Annotated in this window: 16 protein-coding genes; 12 read left to right on the forward strand and 4 right to left on the reverse strand. The window is 63.1% G+C overall.

Annotated features, from left to right (window positions below):
• Positions 1–662: 662 nt before the first annotated feature.
• A complete protein-coding gene (locus tag ABQX22_RS26250) occupies positions 663–1,613 on the forward strand; it encodes an alpha/beta hydrolase (RefSeq protein WP_349802785.1) in 951 nt (316 codons plus the stop codon).
• A 12-nt stretch (positions 1,614–1,625) separates the two neighbouring features.
• Here the strand turns inward: ABQX22_RS26250 and ABQX22_RS26255 are convergent, their stop codons facing one another.
• Together ABQX22_RS26255 and ABQX22_RS26260 are read right to left on the reverse strand one after the other, a co-directional pair.
• A complete protein-coding gene (locus tag ABQX22_RS26255) occupies positions 1,626–2,357 on the reverse strand; it encodes a CatB-related O-acetyltransferase (RefSeq protein WP_349802786.1) in 732 nt (243 codons plus the stop codon).
• A 338-nt stretch (positions 2,358–2,695) separates the two neighbouring features.
• Complete coding sequence (locus tag ABQX22_RS26260) at positions 2,696–3,565, reverse strand: LysR substrate-binding domain-containing protein (RefSeq protein WP_349802787.1); 870 nt, start codon at positions 3,563–3,565, stop codon at positions 2,696–2,698.
• Positions 3,566–3,664: 99 nt separating this feature from the next.
• On the opposite strand from ABQX22_RS26260, the gene ABQX22_RS26265 reads away from it, so the two are divergent.
• The 3 genes from ABQX22_RS26265 (at position 3,665) to ABQX22_RS26275 (ending at position 5,961) form a co-directional block, all read left to right on the forward strand.
• Positions 3,665–4,588 (forward strand): DMT family transporter, encoded by a 924-nt coding sequence (locus ABQX22_RS26265; protein WP_349802788.1) that lies wholly within the window; start codon positions 3,665–3,667, stop codon positions 4,586–4,588.
• 80 nt (positions 4,589–4,668) lie between these two features.
• Positions 4,669–5,517 carry a helix-turn-helix domain-containing protein gene (locus ABQX22_RS26270; protein ID WP_349802789.1) on the forward strand — a complete coding sequence of 283 codons (849 nt, stop codon included), beginning with the start codon at positions 4,669–4,671 and terminating at the stop codon, positions 5,515–5,517.
• 66 nt (positions 5,518–5,583) lie between these two features.
• Positions 5,584–5,961 (forward strand): cupin domain-containing protein, encoded by a 378-nt coding sequence (locus ABQX22_RS26275; protein ID WP_349802790.1) that lies wholly within the window; start codon positions 5,584–5,586, stop codon positions 5,959–5,961.
• Positions 5,962–6,115: 154 nt separating this feature from the next.
• Here ABQX22_RS26275 and ABQX22_RS26280 read toward each other — a convergent pair whose 3' ends face one another.
• On the reverse strand, positions 6,116–7,018 hold the full coding sequence (locus tag ABQX22_RS26280; RefSeq protein WP_349802791.1) for a LysR family transcriptional regulator: 903 nt from the start codon (positions 7,016–7,018) through the stop codon (positions 6,116–6,118).
• 128 nt (positions 7,019–7,146) lie between these two features.
• Here ABQX22_RS26280 and ABQX22_RS26285 point away from each other — a divergent pair, with 128 nt between their 5' ends.
• The 8 genes from ABQX22_RS26285 (at position 7,147) to dctM (ending at position 16,266) form a co-directional block, all read left to right on the forward strand.
• The gene (locus tag ABQX22_RS26285; RefSeq protein WP_349802792.1) at positions 7,147–7,986 is read left to right on the forward strand and encodes an FAS1-like dehydratase domain-containing protein; all 840 of its coding nucleotides are present in this window, start codon (positions 7,147–7,149) and stop codon (positions 7,984–7,986) included.
• 134 nt (positions 7,987–8,120) lie between these two features.
• A complete protein-coding gene (locus tag ABQX22_RS26290) occupies positions 8,121–9,284 on the forward strand; it encodes an acyl-CoA dehydrogenase family protein (RefSeq protein WP_349802793.1) in 1,164 nt (387 codons plus the stop codon).
• A gap of 10 nt (positions 9,285–9,294) precedes the next feature.
• Positions 9,295–10,644 (forward strand): MmgE/PrpD family protein, encoded by a 1,350-nt coding sequence (locus tag ABQX22_RS26295; RefSeq protein ID WP_349802794.1) that lies wholly within the window; start codon positions 9,295–9,297, stop codon positions 10,642–10,644.
• Between the two features lie 129 nt (positions 10,645–10,773).
• Positions 10,774–11,973: a CaiB/BaiF CoA transferase family protein gene (locus tag ABQX22_RS26300; RefSeq protein ID WP_349802795.1), complete on the forward strand. Its 1,200-nt coding sequence runs from the start codon at positions 10,774–10,776 to the stop codon at positions 11,971–11,973.
• Between the two features lie 169 nt (positions 11,974–12,142).
• The gene (locus ABQX22_RS26305; RefSeq protein WP_349802796.1) at positions 12,143–12,967 is read left to right on the forward strand and encodes an HpcH/HpaI aldolase/citrate lyase family protein; all 825 of its coding nucleotides are present in this window, start codon (positions 12,143–12,145) and stop codon (positions 12,965–12,967) included.
• Between the two features lie 282 nt (positions 12,968–13,249).
• The gene (locus ABQX22_RS26310; RefSeq protein WP_349802797.1) at positions 13,250–14,248 is read left to right on the forward strand and encodes a TRAP transporter substrate-binding protein; all 999 of its coding nucleotides are present in this window, start codon (positions 13,250–13,252) and stop codon (positions 14,246–14,248) included.
• A gap of 102 nt (positions 14,249–14,350) precedes the next feature.
• Positions 14,351–14,983, forward strand: coding sequence for a TRAP transporter small permease (locus ABQX22_RS26315; protein WP_349802798.1), 633 nt, complete (start codon positions 14,351–14,353; stop codon positions 14,981–14,983).
• The gene (dctM, locus tag ABQX22_RS26320) at positions 14,983–16,266 is read left to right on the forward strand and encodes a C4-dicarboxylate TRAP transporter large permease protein DctM (RefSeq protein ID WP_349802799.1); all 1,284 of its coding nucleotides are present in this window, start codon (positions 14,983–14,985) and stop codon (positions 16,264–16,266) included. Before ABQX22_RS26315 ends, dctM begins: the two co-directional genes overlap by 1 nt.
• 142 nt (positions 16,267–16,408) lie before the next feature.
• Here dctM and ABQX22_RS26325 read toward each other — a convergent pair whose 3' ends face one another.
• Complete coding sequence (locus tag ABQX22_RS26325; protein ID WP_441005333.1) at positions 16,409–16,714, reverse strand: integrase core domain-containing protein; 306 nt, start codon at positions 16,712–16,714, stop codon at positions 16,409–16,411.
• Positions 16,715–16,770 lie beyond the last annotated feature (56 nt).

Genomic DNA, 16,770 nt, shown 5'->3' on the forward strand with positions numbered 1-16,770 from the left:
CCGCATGCACCGATTTCGCTGCCGCTGCGCGGTCGAGCGCGACCCCGGCAGATCGCAGGCAAGCCAGCTCCCACGGCCTCCGGCCAGAATCAAAAGCAAGGGCCGATTGATGGCGTTCCACCGTTCTGCTTCTGCCCGGAGGGCGTGGGAGTCCGGCTTGCCGACGATGGGCAGCGAAGCGGCCCCACATCCTGCGATCACGGTTTAACTGATCCACCGCATGCACCGATTTCGCTGCCGCTGCGCGGTCGAGCGCGACCCCGGCAGATCGCAGGCAAGCCAGCTCCCACGGCCTTCGGCCAGAATCAAAAGCACGTGCCGATTGATGGCGTTCCACCGTTCAGCTTCTGCCCGCAGGGCGTGGGAGTCCGGCTTGCCGACGATGGGCTGCGAAGCGGCCCCACATCCTGCAATCACGGTTTAACCGATAAACCGCATGCACCGATTTCACTGCCGCTGCGCGGTCGAGCGCGACCCCGGCAGATCGCAGGACAAGCCAGCTCCCACGGCCTCCGGCCAGAATCAAAAGCAAGCTCCCTCCCGCCAAGGGATCCTGCAGGCTTGCGGCGTCTGGTCTCCATTCGGCAGGACGCCATGACGGTCTACGGCGATAGATGGCAAGATGCCCCTGCATTTCGCTTGACTCGCTGCCGGACGCCATCATGCCTAAACCCTCCCTCGCCCATTTCCGGGCCCGCTGGCTGCTCTATGCCTGCATGCTCGCGGTCATCATCGGTCTGCCCGTGGGCTGTTCGGTGTTGCAGCACAAGGAGCGCGAACTGGTGTTCCGCATCGAGCCGGGCACCGCCAGCTGGTACCACGGCCTGCCCGCCGAGGTGCAGGAATTCGAACTCAAGGCGCCGTCATTCGGCCTGGCCCAGAACATTCACTCATGGTGGTGGCCCGCCGAGAAACGCGATGCCCCGGCGTTGCTCTATCTGCACGGCTCACGCTGGAACCTCACCGGGCAGCTGTTCCGCATCGAGCAATTGCACGCCCTGGGTTTTTCAGTGCTGGCCATCGATTACCGGGGGTTCGGCCAGAGCAAGGGCCAATTGCCGTCGGAAGCGTCGGTGTACGAAGACGCGCGCATCGCCTGGGAGCGTCTGAAAGTGCTGCAGCCGGACGCACGCAAACGCCTGATTTACGGGCATTCCCTTGGCGGCGCCGTGGCCGTGGATCTCGCGGCGGAACTGGGTCAGGACGCCGAGAAGGGCGAGCCGGTCCAGGCGCGGGGTCTGATCATCGAGTCCACATTCACCAACCTGGGGGATGTCGCAGCGGCCCTGGCCACGACCTACACGTCGCTGCCGGTGCGCTGGCTGGTGTCGCAGAAATTCGATTCCATCGACAAGATCGCCGAAGTGAACATGCCGGTGCTGATCGTGCACGGCACAGAGGATCAATTCGTGGCGCCGCGTTTCAGCCAAGCGTTGTTCGACGCCGCCCGCGAGCCGAAGAACCTGTTGATGGTGCCGGGAGGCAATCACAACAACAGCATGCGCCTGGGCAGTCAGGCTTACGCTCAGGCGATCCAGGCGCTGCTCAATGCCGACGCGCCGAAGGTGCATGCCGCCAGCAGCGAGCGGGTCCACCCCGATTCGGCGGGCTGAAGGCTGTAACCGTTATTGCGCGGCGATGTGCTCGACGCTGAACGGCTTGTTGCGCACGATGACTTTGCCCGGATGGCTGTCCGGTACGACAAAGCCCTTGAGCTTCTCGATCAGCGCCTTCGGGTCTTCGATGGGCAAGTCGGCCAGTTGCCGTGCGGTCAGGTTCCACCACTGGCTGGCGAGCAGGCTGTCGATGGTCGGCTGATCGAAGCGGTAGCGCTTCACCTCGCCCGGTGAGCCCATGACGATGGCGTAGGGCGGGACGTCCTTGGTGATCAGCGACTGGGCGCCGATCACCGCGCCGGTGCCGATGGTCACGCCTTCGAGAATCAACACGTCCATGCCGATCCACACGTCGTGGCCGATGACGGTCTGCCGGGCGCCGTCATGATGGGGCGCGGTGCCGTTGAGTTGCTGGCGCAGGCCCACCAGGCCCGTGTGGGATGTCAGCCAGGTCAAGGGGTGGGATTTGCGGTCCTGGCCGATGGTCACGTTTTTGGCGATGGAGCAGTAACGGCCGATGCTGGACACGTCGTGCAGCTCCGAGCCGCTGACGATGTCGGTGTAGGCGCCGATGCTCAGCGCCCGGGAATGGATTTTGACCTGGTGCAGCTTGACGCCATGTTCAAGGGTCAGCTCGACATCCTTGCGCAGCCCCCTGATGCCACTGTCCAGACGGCAGTTGAGCTGTAACAGCGCACGCTTGAGCTTGCGGTCCAGCAATGCTCGCTTGAGAAAGTTCATGGTCGGCAATCCGCAGCAAATTGAGGACGAATAAGGGGGTCACGGCAGGGCCTTACCTGCAGGACTCAAGTCCGGTCTATTGCAAAGCCGCCGAATCATCGCACGGGCACTCATGTCCTGAAAGGGCAAACCCTGATTGCTGTCCGACTTCTGTAGAAGCCAACGGGTTGGCGAAGGGCTGACGGGGTGTCCCCATGGAACGCTTCGCGAACAAGTTCGCTCCTACAGACCAGAGACATCCGTAGCTTCTGTAGGCGCCAACGTGTTGGCGAAGCGGTTAACGCGGTGCGTCATGTCCACCGCTTCGCGAACACGTTTGCTTCTACAGGCACGCGAAGTCACCCGCGAAAATGATCACACACCAACTGCGCCATGACCTCGCACGCGGTGTTGGTGTCGCCGGGGGCCAGGACCAGTTTCATTTCGTGCATCGGCAGCACCGGGAAACCTTGGCTAGCGTCCAGCACGCGCATCGCCGGGCGGACGAGGGCGCGGTCGACGACGCCGACCGCCAGACCTGCGCTGATCGCGGCGTCCAGCGCGGAGACCCCGGCGCTGCTGATCACCGCGCGCCAAGGCTGGCCCTGTCTGGTCAACGCGTCCACCGCCGCGCTGCGGTACGGGCAGCCCCGGCCGTGTAGCGCCAGGGGCAACGGTTTTTCCGGGTCCACGCGGTAATCGTGGCTGGCCACCCACACCGGTTCCGTGGTCCCGACCTTCTTCACCAGCCGGCTGCCCGGCGTCTCGGTGCCTACCGGCTCCACCACCAGCGCCAGATCCAGCTGGCCCCGCGCGAGCTTGCGACCCAGGCGACCGCTGGCACCGGTTTCCACTTCCAGTTCGATCTGCGGGTGCTCCGTGGACAACGTGGACAGCGTGCATTGCAGCAGGGCGCCGGCGTATTCCTCGGAAATACCCAGGCGCACGCGGCCACTGGCCCGAGGCCGGCTGAAACTGGCGACCATTTGGTCATGCACGTGCAGCAGTTCCGAGCTTTGCACGGCGAAACGCCTGCCCAGCGGGGTCAGGCTGACGGTCTGGTTGTCGCGGTCGAACAGCCGGCCACCGGCCAGTTCCTCCAGTCGCCGCACGTGCAGGCTGACCGCCGAGGGGCTGCGGTTGAGCCAGGTCGAGGCCGCCAGAAACTGGCTAAAGCGGACGATGGCCTGGAAGGTGCGCAGTAGTTCGATATCCAGCGTGTCGGCCATGATTCAATATTCCTGCATCAGTAGTACCAATCATCTCGTTTGATTGCATGAGTGATCCCTTCTTACCATTGGCCATGGTTCATTTAAAAGGCTGACGTGATGACTATCCGACAAACCGCACCGCCGACGACGCCCCAATCCGCTTGCACGGTCAGCACCCTGGCCCGCGTGACCGGGTGGCTGCTGTTGCTGGCGATGGTCATCAGCTGGAGCTCCGGGTTCATCGGCTATCGCTACGCGGCGGAGCAGGGCGGGGTGTTCCTGGCGACGTTCTGGCGATTCGTGCTGGCGGCGCTGGTGCTGCTGCCGTTCGCGATGAAGCAATGGCGCCAGTTACGCCGGGGCGACGTGGTTCGCCAGGCATTGATAGGGGTGTTCGCCATCGCCGGCTACATCGGGCCGATTGCCCGCTCCATTGAGCTGGGTGTCGCGCCGGGCACCTCGGCGGTACTGGCCAATCTGCTGCCGGTCACCATTGTGCTGCTGGCCGGCTTTGTGCCGGGGCAGCAAACCCGGGGCTGGCAGTGGCTGGGGCTGCTGCTGTGTGTGGCGGGGATGTTGATCGCCAGCGCATCGAGCATCGAACTGGGCACCGCTTCGGTGTGGGCCTTTGCGTTGCCGTTGTTCGCGGTGCTGTCCCTGGCGTGCGCGACGCTTTACCAGAAGCGTGCGCCTGTGGCGCGGATGTCCGCGCTCACCGCGTTGTTCATCCAGGTCTGCGCCACGATCCCGGTGTTCGCGGGGTTGGCGCTTTATGAAGGCGGCCTGCAACCGGTGGCGACAACAGGTTTTGCGTTCGGCGTGGTCTGGCTGGTGGTGTTCGGGACGCTGGGCGGGTACGGCTTTTACTGGCTAAATCTGCAACGCTTCAGCATGCAGCACATCAGTGGCGCGCTGTTTCTCACACCGCCCGTGACCATGGTCTGGGCCTGGTTGCAGTTCGGCGATGACCTGCCCGGCATTGCACTGATCGGTGTCTTGCTGACATTGATCGGCTTGCCGCTGCTGAGTCGTCGCACCTGACGTCAGGCGGGGCGGCATTCCCAAGCGCATCACGAGATGCTATCTCTGAGCGCCCGTTGCCCCCGATTCGAGCCACTGCCATGGACTCTCACGATAGCGTCGACCGCGCCCAGGTCTGCTCCGACAGCGATTGGGTGCTGCGCGCCGAGCCGACGCCGCAGATGGAGCGTGTTGAGGCGTTTTTCCTTGGCCACGGGTTCGAGATGCACCGGCACGATACCTACGCCATTGGCCGTACGTTGTCCGGCGTGCAGAGCTTTCATTACGGCAAGACCCTGCGCAACAGCCTGCCGGGGCGCACCATGGTCCTGCACCCCGACGAACCCCACGACGGTCATGCCGGCAGCGAAGACGGCTTTCGCTATCGCATGTTTTACCTGCAGCCGGCGATGATTCAGCAGGTGCTTGGCGGCAAGCCGTTGCCGTTCATCGCGGGCGGGATCTCCAGTGACCCTCGCTTGTTCGCCGCCACCCAGGTGTTGTTGCAGGACATGGACTGCGCCATCGATCCCCTGGAAATGGACGACGCCGTGTACGACCTGGCCATGGCCCTGCAAGACGCGGCCGGGGTGCGCAAGGGCCGGCAAACCGTGGATTACCCGGCCGCGCAACGCGCCCGCGAATTACTGCTGGCGCGGCTGCACAACGGGGTCACGCTGGAGGAACTGGAAGCGGCCAGCGGCACCGATCGCTGGCGCCTGTCTCGGGATTTTCGGGTGCTGTACGGCACCAGCCCCTATCGCTACCTGACCTTGCGGCGCCTGGACGAAGCGCGCCGGTTGATCGCGGGCGGCTGGTCGCTGACCGACGCGGCGGCGATGGCCGGGTTTTCCGACCAGAGCCACATGACCCGGCACTTCGTCAAAACCTTCGGCTACCCGCCCGGCCGCTGGCAGCGGATGCTCGGGGCTCGGCGCGGCGTGCAATAACGTACAAGACGCCTCGCCGGCGGCGGCTCTAGAGTCGGTCATCAATGACCCGCTGGAGACCGAACCATGTCCGCGCACACCCCGTATCAACCCGTCAATTTTGCCCAGAAGTACAGCCTGTTCAGCGAACAATGGAAACCCAAGGTCATCGCGCAGATGAATGACTACCAGTTCAAGCTGGCGCGGCTGGAAGGGGATTTCCTGTGGCACACCCATGCCGACACCGATGAGACGTTCATCGTCCTGGAAGGCCAGCTGCGCATCGATTTGCGTGACGGCTTCGTGCTGCTGTCTGCCGGCGAGCTGTATGTGGTGCCCAAGGGCGTGGAGCACAAACCGTCGGCTGAGAAAGAGGTGAAGCTGATGCTGATCGAGCCGGTGGGGGTGATCAACACCGGTGAAGAAGTCGGCGAGCGCACGGCGGAGAATGATGTGTGGATTTGAGGGGCCTGCATCAATGACGCGCCTAACCGATTTTCCCCACTGCAAGCGCTGATGAACCTTGTTGCAGCGAGGCTTGCCCGCGATTGGTTCTGCCAGGCGATAGACACGGGCCGAATGTGCCGGCCTATTCGCGGGCAAGCCTCGCTCCAACAGATTACCCGGCAGCAGGCGACTCGGCCGGCATCAACGTCGCAATCAACGCGCGGACGGTGCCGGGCAGGGCGTCGAGTTCGCGAACCAGGATGCTGCGCTCGCGGATCGCCCAGGGCTCGTCCAGTTCGATGGTCACCAGCTTCATTGTCCGGCTGTGCCGCACGGCCGCGGACTCGGGGATAATGCCGATCCCGACGCCGGCTTCCACCATCCGGCAGATCGCCTCGAAGCTCGACACCTGAATCCGTAGCGACAGGTTCTGACCGATCCGCTCTACGTGATCGCGCAGAAAACTCAACAGCGTGCTGCCCTCGTGCAGGCCGATGTGCTGAAACGCCAGGGTCTGCTTGAGGGTGACTTTTTTGTGATCCGCCAGCTCATGGCCCACCGGCACGGTCAGCACCAGCCGGTCGGTGCTGAAGTGCAGCACCTGCAACCCCGCCGCCTCCACCGGGCCGGCAATGATCCCCATGTCGGTGCTGCCATCGAGCACGCCGCGCACGATGTCCCGGGACAACCGCTCCTGCAGATCCACCGTCACCCCCGGCCGTTTGGCCAGAAAACCGGCCAGGACTTCCGGCAAAAATTCGGTCACCGCCGTGGTGTTGGCGAAGATGCGGATGTGCCCGGCCGAATCGGTGCCGAAATGGGTGAACTCGGCTTTCAGGTAATCCACCTGGCTCATGATCAATCGCGCGTGTTTGAGCAGCTTCTGTCCGGCGGGGGTCAGCTCCACACCACGGCTGTCGCGGTACAGCAGGCGGGTGTCGAGCTGGCCTTCCAGGGCCTTGATGCGGGCACTGGCGGCGGCAGGCGACAGAAACGCGCGGCGGGCGCCCTGAGTCAGGCTCGGCGATTCGCCGATGTGAATGAAGAGACGCAAGTCAGCCAGGTCGAAGTGCATGGTTGTGTCCGGACATTGCTCGAGGCGTTCAGCTTACATGAACGCCGGGTTACGCAAATGCAAATTCACAGAATGCCGAGGGGCTCGCATGATCTGGCGATAACAACAAATGCAGAGGCTGCCTGGCTATGAATGCTTCAGATGTGCCGACGGATTTCAGTGCCTGGATCGGGCGTACCGAAGAGGCGACCGACCAGCTGAGCCGTAACCTGATCAAACGCATCGCCGCGACCTTCGGCGAGCCGACCCCGGCCGATGGCGACCCGCTGCCGCCGCTGTGGCAATGGTGCTTTTTCCAGGAGCCAGTGTTCGAGCCGCAACTGGGCGCCGACGGCCATCCTGCCCGGGGCGGTTTTCTGCCCCCCGCCGATAACCGCAACCGCATGTGGGCCGGTGGCCGCGTCGAGTTCATCGCGCCGCTGACAGTCGGGGCCGACGCTCATCGCCTGTCCACCATTCTCCAGATTGAAGAAAAGCACGGCCGTACCGGCTCGCTGCTGTTCGTCACGGTGCGCCATGATTATTCGCAGCACGGTGAGCTGTGCGTGCGCGAAGAGCAGGACATCGTCTACCGCGAGCCCAACGCGCCGAAGCTCAATAGCGGCGACGCGCCAGAGCCGGGGGACTGGAGCGAGACCATCTCGCCGACGCCGACCTTGCTGTTCCGCTATTCCGCCGTGACCTTCAACGGCCACCGCATTCATTACGACTACCCGTACGTGACCGACACCGAAGGCTACCCCGGCCTGGTGGTGCACGGCCCGATGATCGCCACCTTAAATCTGCGCGCGTTCATCCGCGCCAACCCCGACAAGCGCGTGCGGCATTTCGCTTATCGCGGCGTGCGCCCGCTCAACGTACCGACGCCGTTTCGCGTCGGTGGCCGGGTGGTCAAGCCGGGCAAGGCGCAGTTGTGGGCCGGCAATGAGGCCGGTGTGGCGCAGAGCGCGGAAGTGGTTTTCGACTGATCTTTCTTTGAATTGAAACGGCGATTTCTGTGGGAGCCAACTCGTTGGCGAAGAGGTTTGGTGCGGTGCATCAGGTAAACCATCTCGCGAACACGTTCGCTCCTACAGAGGCCAAGGCCTACCGAGGACACGTGATGAACCCGTACGACGACGAAGACCTCAATGCCATCCGCGAAGGCGTGCGCGCGCTGTGCGCCGAATTCCCGGCTGAGTACTGGCGCAAGATCGATGAAGAGAAGGGCTTCCCGGAAACCTTCGTCAAGGCGCTGACCGATGCCGGCTGGCTGTCGGCGATGATTCCGGAGCAGTACGGCGGATCGGGCCTTGGCCTGGCCGAAGCGTCGGTCATCCTGGAAGAGGTGAACGCCTGTGGCGGCAACTCCGGCACCGTTCACGGCCAGATGTACAACATGTTCACGATGCTGCGCCACGGCAGCGACGCGCAGAAAAGCTACTACCTGCCCAAGCTCGCCAGCGGTGAATTGCGCCTGCAATCCATGGCCGTGACCGAACCCACCACCGGCACCGACACCACCAAGATCAAGACCACGGCCGTCAAGCAAGGCGACAAGTACGTGATCAACGGCCAGAAGGTCTGGATCTCCCGGGTTCAGCATTCGGACCTGATGATCCTGCTGGCGCGCACCACGCCGCTGGCCGAGGTGAAGAAAAAATCCGAAGGCATGTCGATTTTCATCGTCGACCTGCGCGAGGCCATCGGTAAAGGCCTGACCGTGCAGCCGATCGCCAACATGGTCAATCACGAAACCAACGAGCTGTTCTTCGACAACCTGGAGCTGCCGCTGGACAGCCTGATCGGCGAAGAAGGCAAGGGATTCAAATACATCCTTGACGGCCTGAATGCCGAGCGCACGTTGATCGCCGCCGAGTGCATCGGCGACGGTCGCTGGTTCATCGAAAAGGCCAGCGCCTACGCCCGTGACCGGGTGGTATTCGGCCGGCCTATCGGGCAGAACCAGGGCGTGCAGTTCCCGATTGCCGAAGCGCACATCGAGGTGGAAGCCGCCGACCTGATGCGCTGGCGCGCCTGCGAGGAATACGACAGCGGCAAGAACGCCGGGGCCAGTGCCAACATGGCCAAATACCTGGCGGCCAAGGCGTCCTGGGAAGCGGCCAATGCGTGCCTGCAAACCCACGGCGGTTTTGGTTTCGCGTGCGAGTACGACGTGGAGCGCAAATTCCGCGAGACCCGTCTGTACCAGGTGGCGCCGATCTCCACCAACCTGATTCTTTCCTACGTTGCCGAGCACCTGCTCGAACTGCCCCGCAGTTTCTGAGGACACGCACATGAGCCACACCCAAGCCCTGGCGGCGTTCCTCGCCGACCTTAAATACGCGGACATTCCGGGCCCCGTGCTGGACCGCACCGAAGACCTGTTTCTGGACTGGATCGGCTCGGCGCTGGCCAGTCAGCACGCCCGGCCGATCCCGATTTTCGAGCGCTATGCCGAACGCATGGGGCCGTCCGACGGCGCGGCGAAGGTGCTGGTCAGCGGTCGCGGCACCTCGGCGTACTTTGCCGCGCTGGTCAACGGCGCGTCCTCGCACCTGGTGGAACAGGACGACTTGCACAACAGCTCGGTGCTGCACCCGGCGACGGTGGTGTTTTCCGCCGTGCTGGCGGCGGCGCAGGACCTGAACAAATCCGGCCAGGACCTGCTGCTGGCGTCGGTGGCCGGTTACGAGGCCGGGATTCGCATCGGCGAGTTCATGGGCCGCTCGCACTACCGCATCTTCCACACCACGGCCACGGTGGGCACCCTGGCCGCAGCAGTCGCGGTGGGCAAGCTGCTGGACTTCGACAAAAAGCAGTTCATCAATTTGCTGGGCACCGCCGGCACCCAGGCCTCCGGCTTGTGGGAATTCTTGCGTGACGCAGCCGATTCCAAACAGCTGCACACCGCCAAGGCCGCAGCCGATGGTTTGCTCTCGGCGTACCTGACCGAAGACGGCCTGACCGGCGCACGCAATATTCTCGAGGGCGATCAAGGCATGGCGGCGGGGATGTCGACGGATGCCGAGCCGGCCAAATTGTCCGACCGACTCGGCAGCCGCTGGGCGCTGGTGGAGACCTCGTTCAAGTTCCACGCCTCGTGCCGCCACACCCACCCGGCGGCGGACGCGCTGTTGCACTTGATGCAGCGCGAAGATTTGCGCCATCACCAGATCGCCAAGGTCATCACCCGCGTGCACCAGGGCGCGATCGACGTGCTGGGCCGCGTGGTGGTGCCGACCACGGTGCACCAGGCGAAGTTTTCCATGGGCGCGGTGCTGGGGTTGGTGGCGGTGCACCGCAGCGCGCAGTTGATCGAGTTCCGTGACCTGGCGCTGAGCGATCCCGACGTCGCCGCCTTCCGCGAGAAGGTCAGCATGGAACTGGACCCGGAAGTCGATGCCGCTTATCCCGCCCGCTGGCTGGGCCGGGTCATCGTCACCACCACCGACGGGCGCACGTTGTCGGCGGCGATTGACGACCCCAAGGGCGACCCGGGCAACACCCTGTCGCGGTCTGAGCTTGAGAGCAAATTCCAGCGGCTGCTGGCGTTCTCCGGCGCCCGCACGGTGGAGCAGGGCGAGGCGCTGATCCAGAGGGTCTGGCAGTTGCGTGATGCGCAGACGTTGCGCGATTTGATTTAACCGTTGATTGAACCGTTGTAGGAGCGCGCTTGCCCGCGATTGCGGTGGGTCACCTACAACGTATCGCCTGACACACCGCAATCGCGGGCAAGCGCGCTCCTACAGTTGTGAGCCACGAGGTAAACAAACATGACTCAACCAAACCCCCGTCCCTTGGACGGCATCACTGTCATCAGCCTGGAACACGCCATCGCCGCGCCGTTCTGCACCCGGCAACTGGCCGACCTGGGGGCGCGGGTGGTGAAGATCGAACGCCCCGGCAGCGGTGATTTCGCCCGGGGTTACGACCAGCGCGTCGACGGCCTGGCCTCGCACTTCGTCTGGACCAACCGCTCCAAGGAAAGCCTGACCCTGGACCTGAAGCAGGACGAGGCCGGCGGCATTCTCGAAGCTTTGCTGGCCACCGCCGACGTGCTGGTGCAGAACCTGGCGCCGGGTGCGGCGGCGCGCATGGGCTTGTCGTTCGAGGCGCTGAAAGAACGCTTTCCACGACTGATCGTTTGCGACATCTCCGGCTACGGCGAAGGCGGCCCGTACGAAAAGAAGAAGGCCTACGACCTGCTGATCCAGAGCGAAGGCGGCTTTCTGTCCGTGACCGGCGGCCCCGGCGAAGAGCAGATGGCCAAGGCCGGTTGCTCGATTGCTGACATCGCGGCGGGGATGTACGCCTACACCGGGATCCTGTCGGCGCTGATGCTGCGGGACAAGACCGGCGTTGGCAGCCGCATCGATGTGTCGATGCTGGAAAGCCTGGTGGAATGGATGGGCTACCCGATGTATTACGCCTACAACGGCGCGCCGCCGCCACCGCGTGCCGGCGCCGCGCACTCGACGATCTACCCGTACGGGCCGTTTCCCACCGGCGGTGGCGGCACGATCATGCTGGGCCTGCAGAACGAGCGGGAATGGGCGCTGTTTTGCGAGAAGGTCTTGCTCGACACCGCGCTGGCCACCGACGCGCGCTTCTCGGCCAACTTCAAGCGTTCGGAAAACCGCGAGGTGCTGCGCCAGATCATCGTCGAGGGCTTTGCCGCGTTGAGCGTGGATGAAGTGGTGGCGCGGCTTGAAGAGGCGCAGATCGCCAACGCCCGGGTCAACGACATGCAGGGCGTGTGGGATCACCCGCAGCTCAAGGCGCGGGACAGCTGGCGTGAAGTGGACAGCCCGTCCGGTCCGTTGCCGTCGTTGTTGCCGCCGGGTCGCAACGCCGCGTTCACCCCGCGCATGGACGGCGTGCCGGGGTTGGGGCAACACACTGGCAGCATCCTCGGCGAGCTGGGGTTTTCCGCTGAAGAACAGGCGCGGCTTGTGGCGGCCGGGGTGGTTTGAGTCACCACGGGTGCGGTCTGCCCCACCGCTCTCGCGAGCAAGCTCCCTCCCACAAGTTTGTGCATTCGCCGCGCCTTGGTAGGCGCTGAACACTGTGGGAGGGAGCTTGCTCGCGAGGCATTTTCACCCGCTGCGCCGTATATCCAGATTCATGAAAGAGGAACACACCATGCCCCGATCCATCGTCCGCTCCGCGCTGTTCGTGCCCGGCAGCCGGCCCGAGCGTTTTGCCAAGGCCCTGGCGGCGGGTGCCGATGCGGTGATCGTCGATTTCGAAGACGCCGTGGAAGAACCGCTCAAGCGCCAGGCCCGGGATAACCTGGCGGCGTTTCTGCAGGACGCGCCGCAGGCGCAGGTCTGGGTGCGGGTCAATGCGCCCGATCACGCCGAACATGCCGCTGACCTGGCGTTTTGCAAACAACACGCAGGGGTCACCGGCGTCCTGCTGCCCAAGGTTGAAAGTGCCGAACACTTGGCGGCGGTATGGCAGACCGGCAAGCCCATCTGGCCGATCATCGAAAGCGCCAAGGGCTTGCTGGCGCTGGCGCAGATCGCCCACGCCGACGGGGTTCAGCGCTTGTCGTTCGGCAGCCTTGATCTGGCGCTGGACCTGAACCTGAACACCGGCACCCTGGCCGCGCAGGTGTTCCTGGATCAGGCGCGTATGTCGGTGCAATTGCATTCTCGCGGCGCCGATTTGCTGCCGCCGCTGGACGGCGTGTTTCCGGCCATCGGTGATCCCGAAGGGCTGGAACGTGCCACCCGCCATGCGTACGACATGGGTTACGGCGGCGCGTTGTGCATTCATCCCAGGCAGGTGCCGGTGATCCACGCCGCCCTGACCCCCAGCGACGATGACCTGGACTGGGCGCGAAAAGTCGTCCGGGCCAGCGCCGAAGCCAAGGGCGCCGGGGCATTCCAGCTCGATGGGCAGATGGTCGACGCACCGGTCCTGCTCCGCGCCCAGCGTCTGCTGGCCTTGGCCGCCACGTAAGGAACACGCTTCCCTGTAGGCGCTGACGAGCCCGTGCGAGGCTGCGATTGCGGTGTGTCAGGCAAACCGTAATCGCAGCCTCCCGCTGGTCGTCAGCTCCTACACGGGAAAAATGGGGGCCATTGCATCGCGTTCAGCCCCACCGAACGCTGGGTTACATAAAAGCTAATTCTCTAAACGCCTGGTAATAGGCCATCTTTAGGCCACACTCGCTGTGCGACATGCTTCGAAACAGCAGCCCTCAGAGGCTGACTCTCCTACAACAATAAAAAGGTGATATCGATGTTGAAGCTGACCAAGGTGCTTTTCTGCGCCGCCGCATTCTCCATGGCCGGCCTTGCTCAGGCGGCCGATCCCATCATCATCAAGTTCGCTCACGTGGTGGCTGAAAACACCCCGAAGGGGCAGGGCGCCTTGATGTTCCAGAAGCGGGTCGCCGCCGACCCTCAACTCAAGGACAGGGTCAAAGTCGAGGTCTATCCCAACTCGTCGCTGTTCGGTGACGGCAAGGAGATGGAAGCGCTGTTGCTGGGGGACGTGCAGATGCTGGCGCCGTCGCTGGCCAAGTTCGAGCAGTACACCAAGAAGGTGCAGATTTTCGACCTGCCGTTCCTGTTCAACGACCTGGCCGCCGTCGACCGTTTCCAGCAGGGGCCAGAGGGTAAAGCCCTGCTGACCTCCATGGACGATAAAGGCATCCACGGCCTGGCTTACTGGCACAACGGCCTGAAGCAACTCTCCGCCAACAAAAAACTGATCGAGCCCAAGGATGCCCGCGGCCTGAAATTCCGCGTGCAGGCCTCCAGCGTCCTGGAAGCCCAGTTCGTCGCCCTGCGCGCCAACCCGCGCAAGATGAGCTTTGCCGAGGTGTACCAGGGGCTGCAGACCGGCACCGTCAACGGCACCGAGAACACCTGGTCCAATTACGAAAGCCAGAAGGTCAACGAAGTCCAGCCGTTCTTCACCGAAACCAACCACGGCCTGATCGATTACATGGTCATCACCAACTCCAAGTTCTGGAACGGCATGCCTGAAGACGTACGCGCCGAGCTGCAGAAGATCCTGGATGAGGTGACGGTGGAAGTGAACAAACAGGCTGAAGCCCTGAACCAGACCGCCAAGCAGAAGATCATCGACGCCAAGACCAGTGAAATCGATCCGTTGACCCCTGAGCAACGGGCCAAATGGCGCGAAGTCATGAAGCCGGTCTGGGACAAGTTCTCCGACGAAATCGGCGCGGACATGATCAAGGCTGCCGACGCCGCCAACACGGCGCCTTGAACCCGGTCCGACCGGCCATTCAAGTTGTGATCTGAGCAGGCCCCGTGCCTGCGCGGCCACCCGGTCCAGGGTGGCTGCTCTCTCGACGTTCGGAGAATTCATATGCAATCGCTAAGGCGAATCTGGGAGCACTTCGAGGAAGGCATGATTGCCTTCCTGCTGGCTGCCATGACGTTGGTGACATTCGTTTACGTGGCGCTGAACAACATCTACACGCTGTTCTACACCCTCAGCGATCAGTGGGCGGTCAGCAGCGACTTCTTCGCAGGGATTGGCGATCACCTGATGGGCTACGCCCAGGAGATGACCTGGAGCGTGGCGCTGACTAAGGCGCTGTTCGGCTGGCTGATCTTCTTCGGTATCGCCTATGGCGTGCGCACGGCGGGCCACCTGGGGGTGGACGCGCTGGTCAAGTTGACCAGCAAACCGGTGCAGCGCTGGCTGGCGATGCTCGCCTGTGCCTGTTGCATGGCCTACGCCGGCTTGTTTCTGGTGGCGAGCTACAAATGGGTGTCGGCCTTGTTCGTCGCCGGAATTGGCGCCGAAGACCTTGACCGCTACGGCATCAAGGTGGCGTACATCACGGTTATAGTGCCCATCGGCTTTGCCATGGTGTTCGCCCGTTATCTGGAAATCATGTACCGCATCTACACCCATCGGCAGGTCGGCTTAGGCCTGGCAGACGAAGCGGCGGAAGCGACCAAGCTGGCCAATCCTGTCGAGGAGCAACACTGATGACGGTTATCTGTTTGTTCCTGCTGCTGTTCGTGTTCATGTTCCTCGGCGTGCCGATTGCGATCTCCCTGGGGCTGTCCGGCGCGGTGTCGATCCTGATGTTCAGTCAGGACTCATTGAGTTCGCTGGCGATCAAGCTGTTCGAAACGTCAGACAGCTACACCTTTCTGGCGATTCCGTTCTTCCTGTTATCTGGCGCGTTCATGACCACCGGTGGCGTGGCCCAGCGGCTGATCGATTTCGCCAACGCCTGTGTCGGCCATATCCGTGGCGGCCTGGCGATTGCGGCCGTGCTGGCATGCATGCTGTTCGCGGCGCTGTCGGGCTCCTCGCCGGCGACGGTGGCAGCGGTGGGTTCGATTGCCGTGGCCGGCATGGTGCGCTCCGGTTACCCGAAAGCCTTCGGCGCCGGGATCATCTGTAACGCCGGGACCCTGGGCATCCTGATTCCGCCGTCGATTGTAATGGTGGTCTATGCGGCGGCCACCGAGACCTCAGTGGGCAAGCTGTTTATTGCCGGCGTGGTGCCGGGGATTCTGCTGGGCGTGATTCTGATGGTGGTGATCTACATCGTCGCCCGGGTCAAAAAACTGCCTGCACAACCGCGCGTTACATTCCGTCAATGGCTGCACACCGCACAGCGTGCGTTCTGGGGTTTGCTGCTGTTGGTGATCATCCTCGGCGGGATCTACAGCGGCATGTTCACCCCCACCGAAGCGGCCGCCGTGGCAGCGGTGTATTCGGCGTTCATTGCGCTGTTCGTCTACAAGGACATGAGCTTCAAGGACTGCCCGAAGGTGTTGATCGAGTCCGGGCGGCTGTCGATCATGCTGATGTTCATCATCGCCAACGCGATGCTGTTCGCCCATGTGCTGACGACCGAACAGATCCCGCAGCAGATCACCGCCTGGGTGCTGTCTGAAGGCCTGACGCCGATTGGCTTCCTGATCATGGTCAACATCGTGTTGCTGGTGGCCGGCAGCTTCATGGAGCCCTCCGCGATCATCCTGATCCTGGCGCCGATCTTCTTCCCGATTGCGATGAAGCTTGGCATCGACCCGATTCACTTGGGGATCGTGATGGTGGTGAACATGGAAATCGGGCTGGTGCATCCGCCGGTGGGCCTGAACCTGTTCGTGACCTCGGCGGTGACCGGGCTGACGCTGGGCGAAACCATTCGGGCGGCGTTGCCTTGGCTGTCGATCCTGCTGCTGTTCCTGCTGCTGGTGACGTACGTGCCGTTCATCTCCCTGGCGTTGCCGAACTGGTTGGGGATGCCTTAGGCGATACATTTACTGTCGGTAGAACGTGTGGGAGGGAGCTTGCTCGCGAAGCGTTAATCGGGCGTAAAACCTCAGCGGCCCGACCGACCTCATCGCGAGCAAGCTGAACTGGTCAAGTAATCCCGGACACCCGTTACGGGGTTTATGCTGACTTCTGCTCCATTGCTATCGGTGACAGGTAGGCGTTGTAACTATGCAGCCGCGTGCGGTTGTAGTACATGAAGAAACGGATTATATCGCTGCGCGCTTCCTCTATCTTTTCGTAGCCTTTCGCTGGAACCCACTCTGACTTGAGGGTACCGAAGAAACGCTCGGTCGGGGCGTTGTCCCAGCACTCGCCACGACGGCTCATGCTTTGCTTGATGTCGTGCTTTACCAGCTCATCCCGAAACTTGTGGCTGGTGTACTGACAGCCTTGGTCTGAGTGAACATCAGGCCTGCAGGGCACCCACGAAGCTCAATCGCCATGCGCAATGCTTTGCCAACCAGATTGGCGTCATTGAC

The sequence above is a fragment of the Xanthomonas sp. WHRI 1810A genome (assembly GCF_040202885.1).
Lineage (GTDB): Bacteria > Pseudomonadota > Gammaproteobacteria > Pseudomonadales > Pseudomonadaceae > Aquipseudomonas.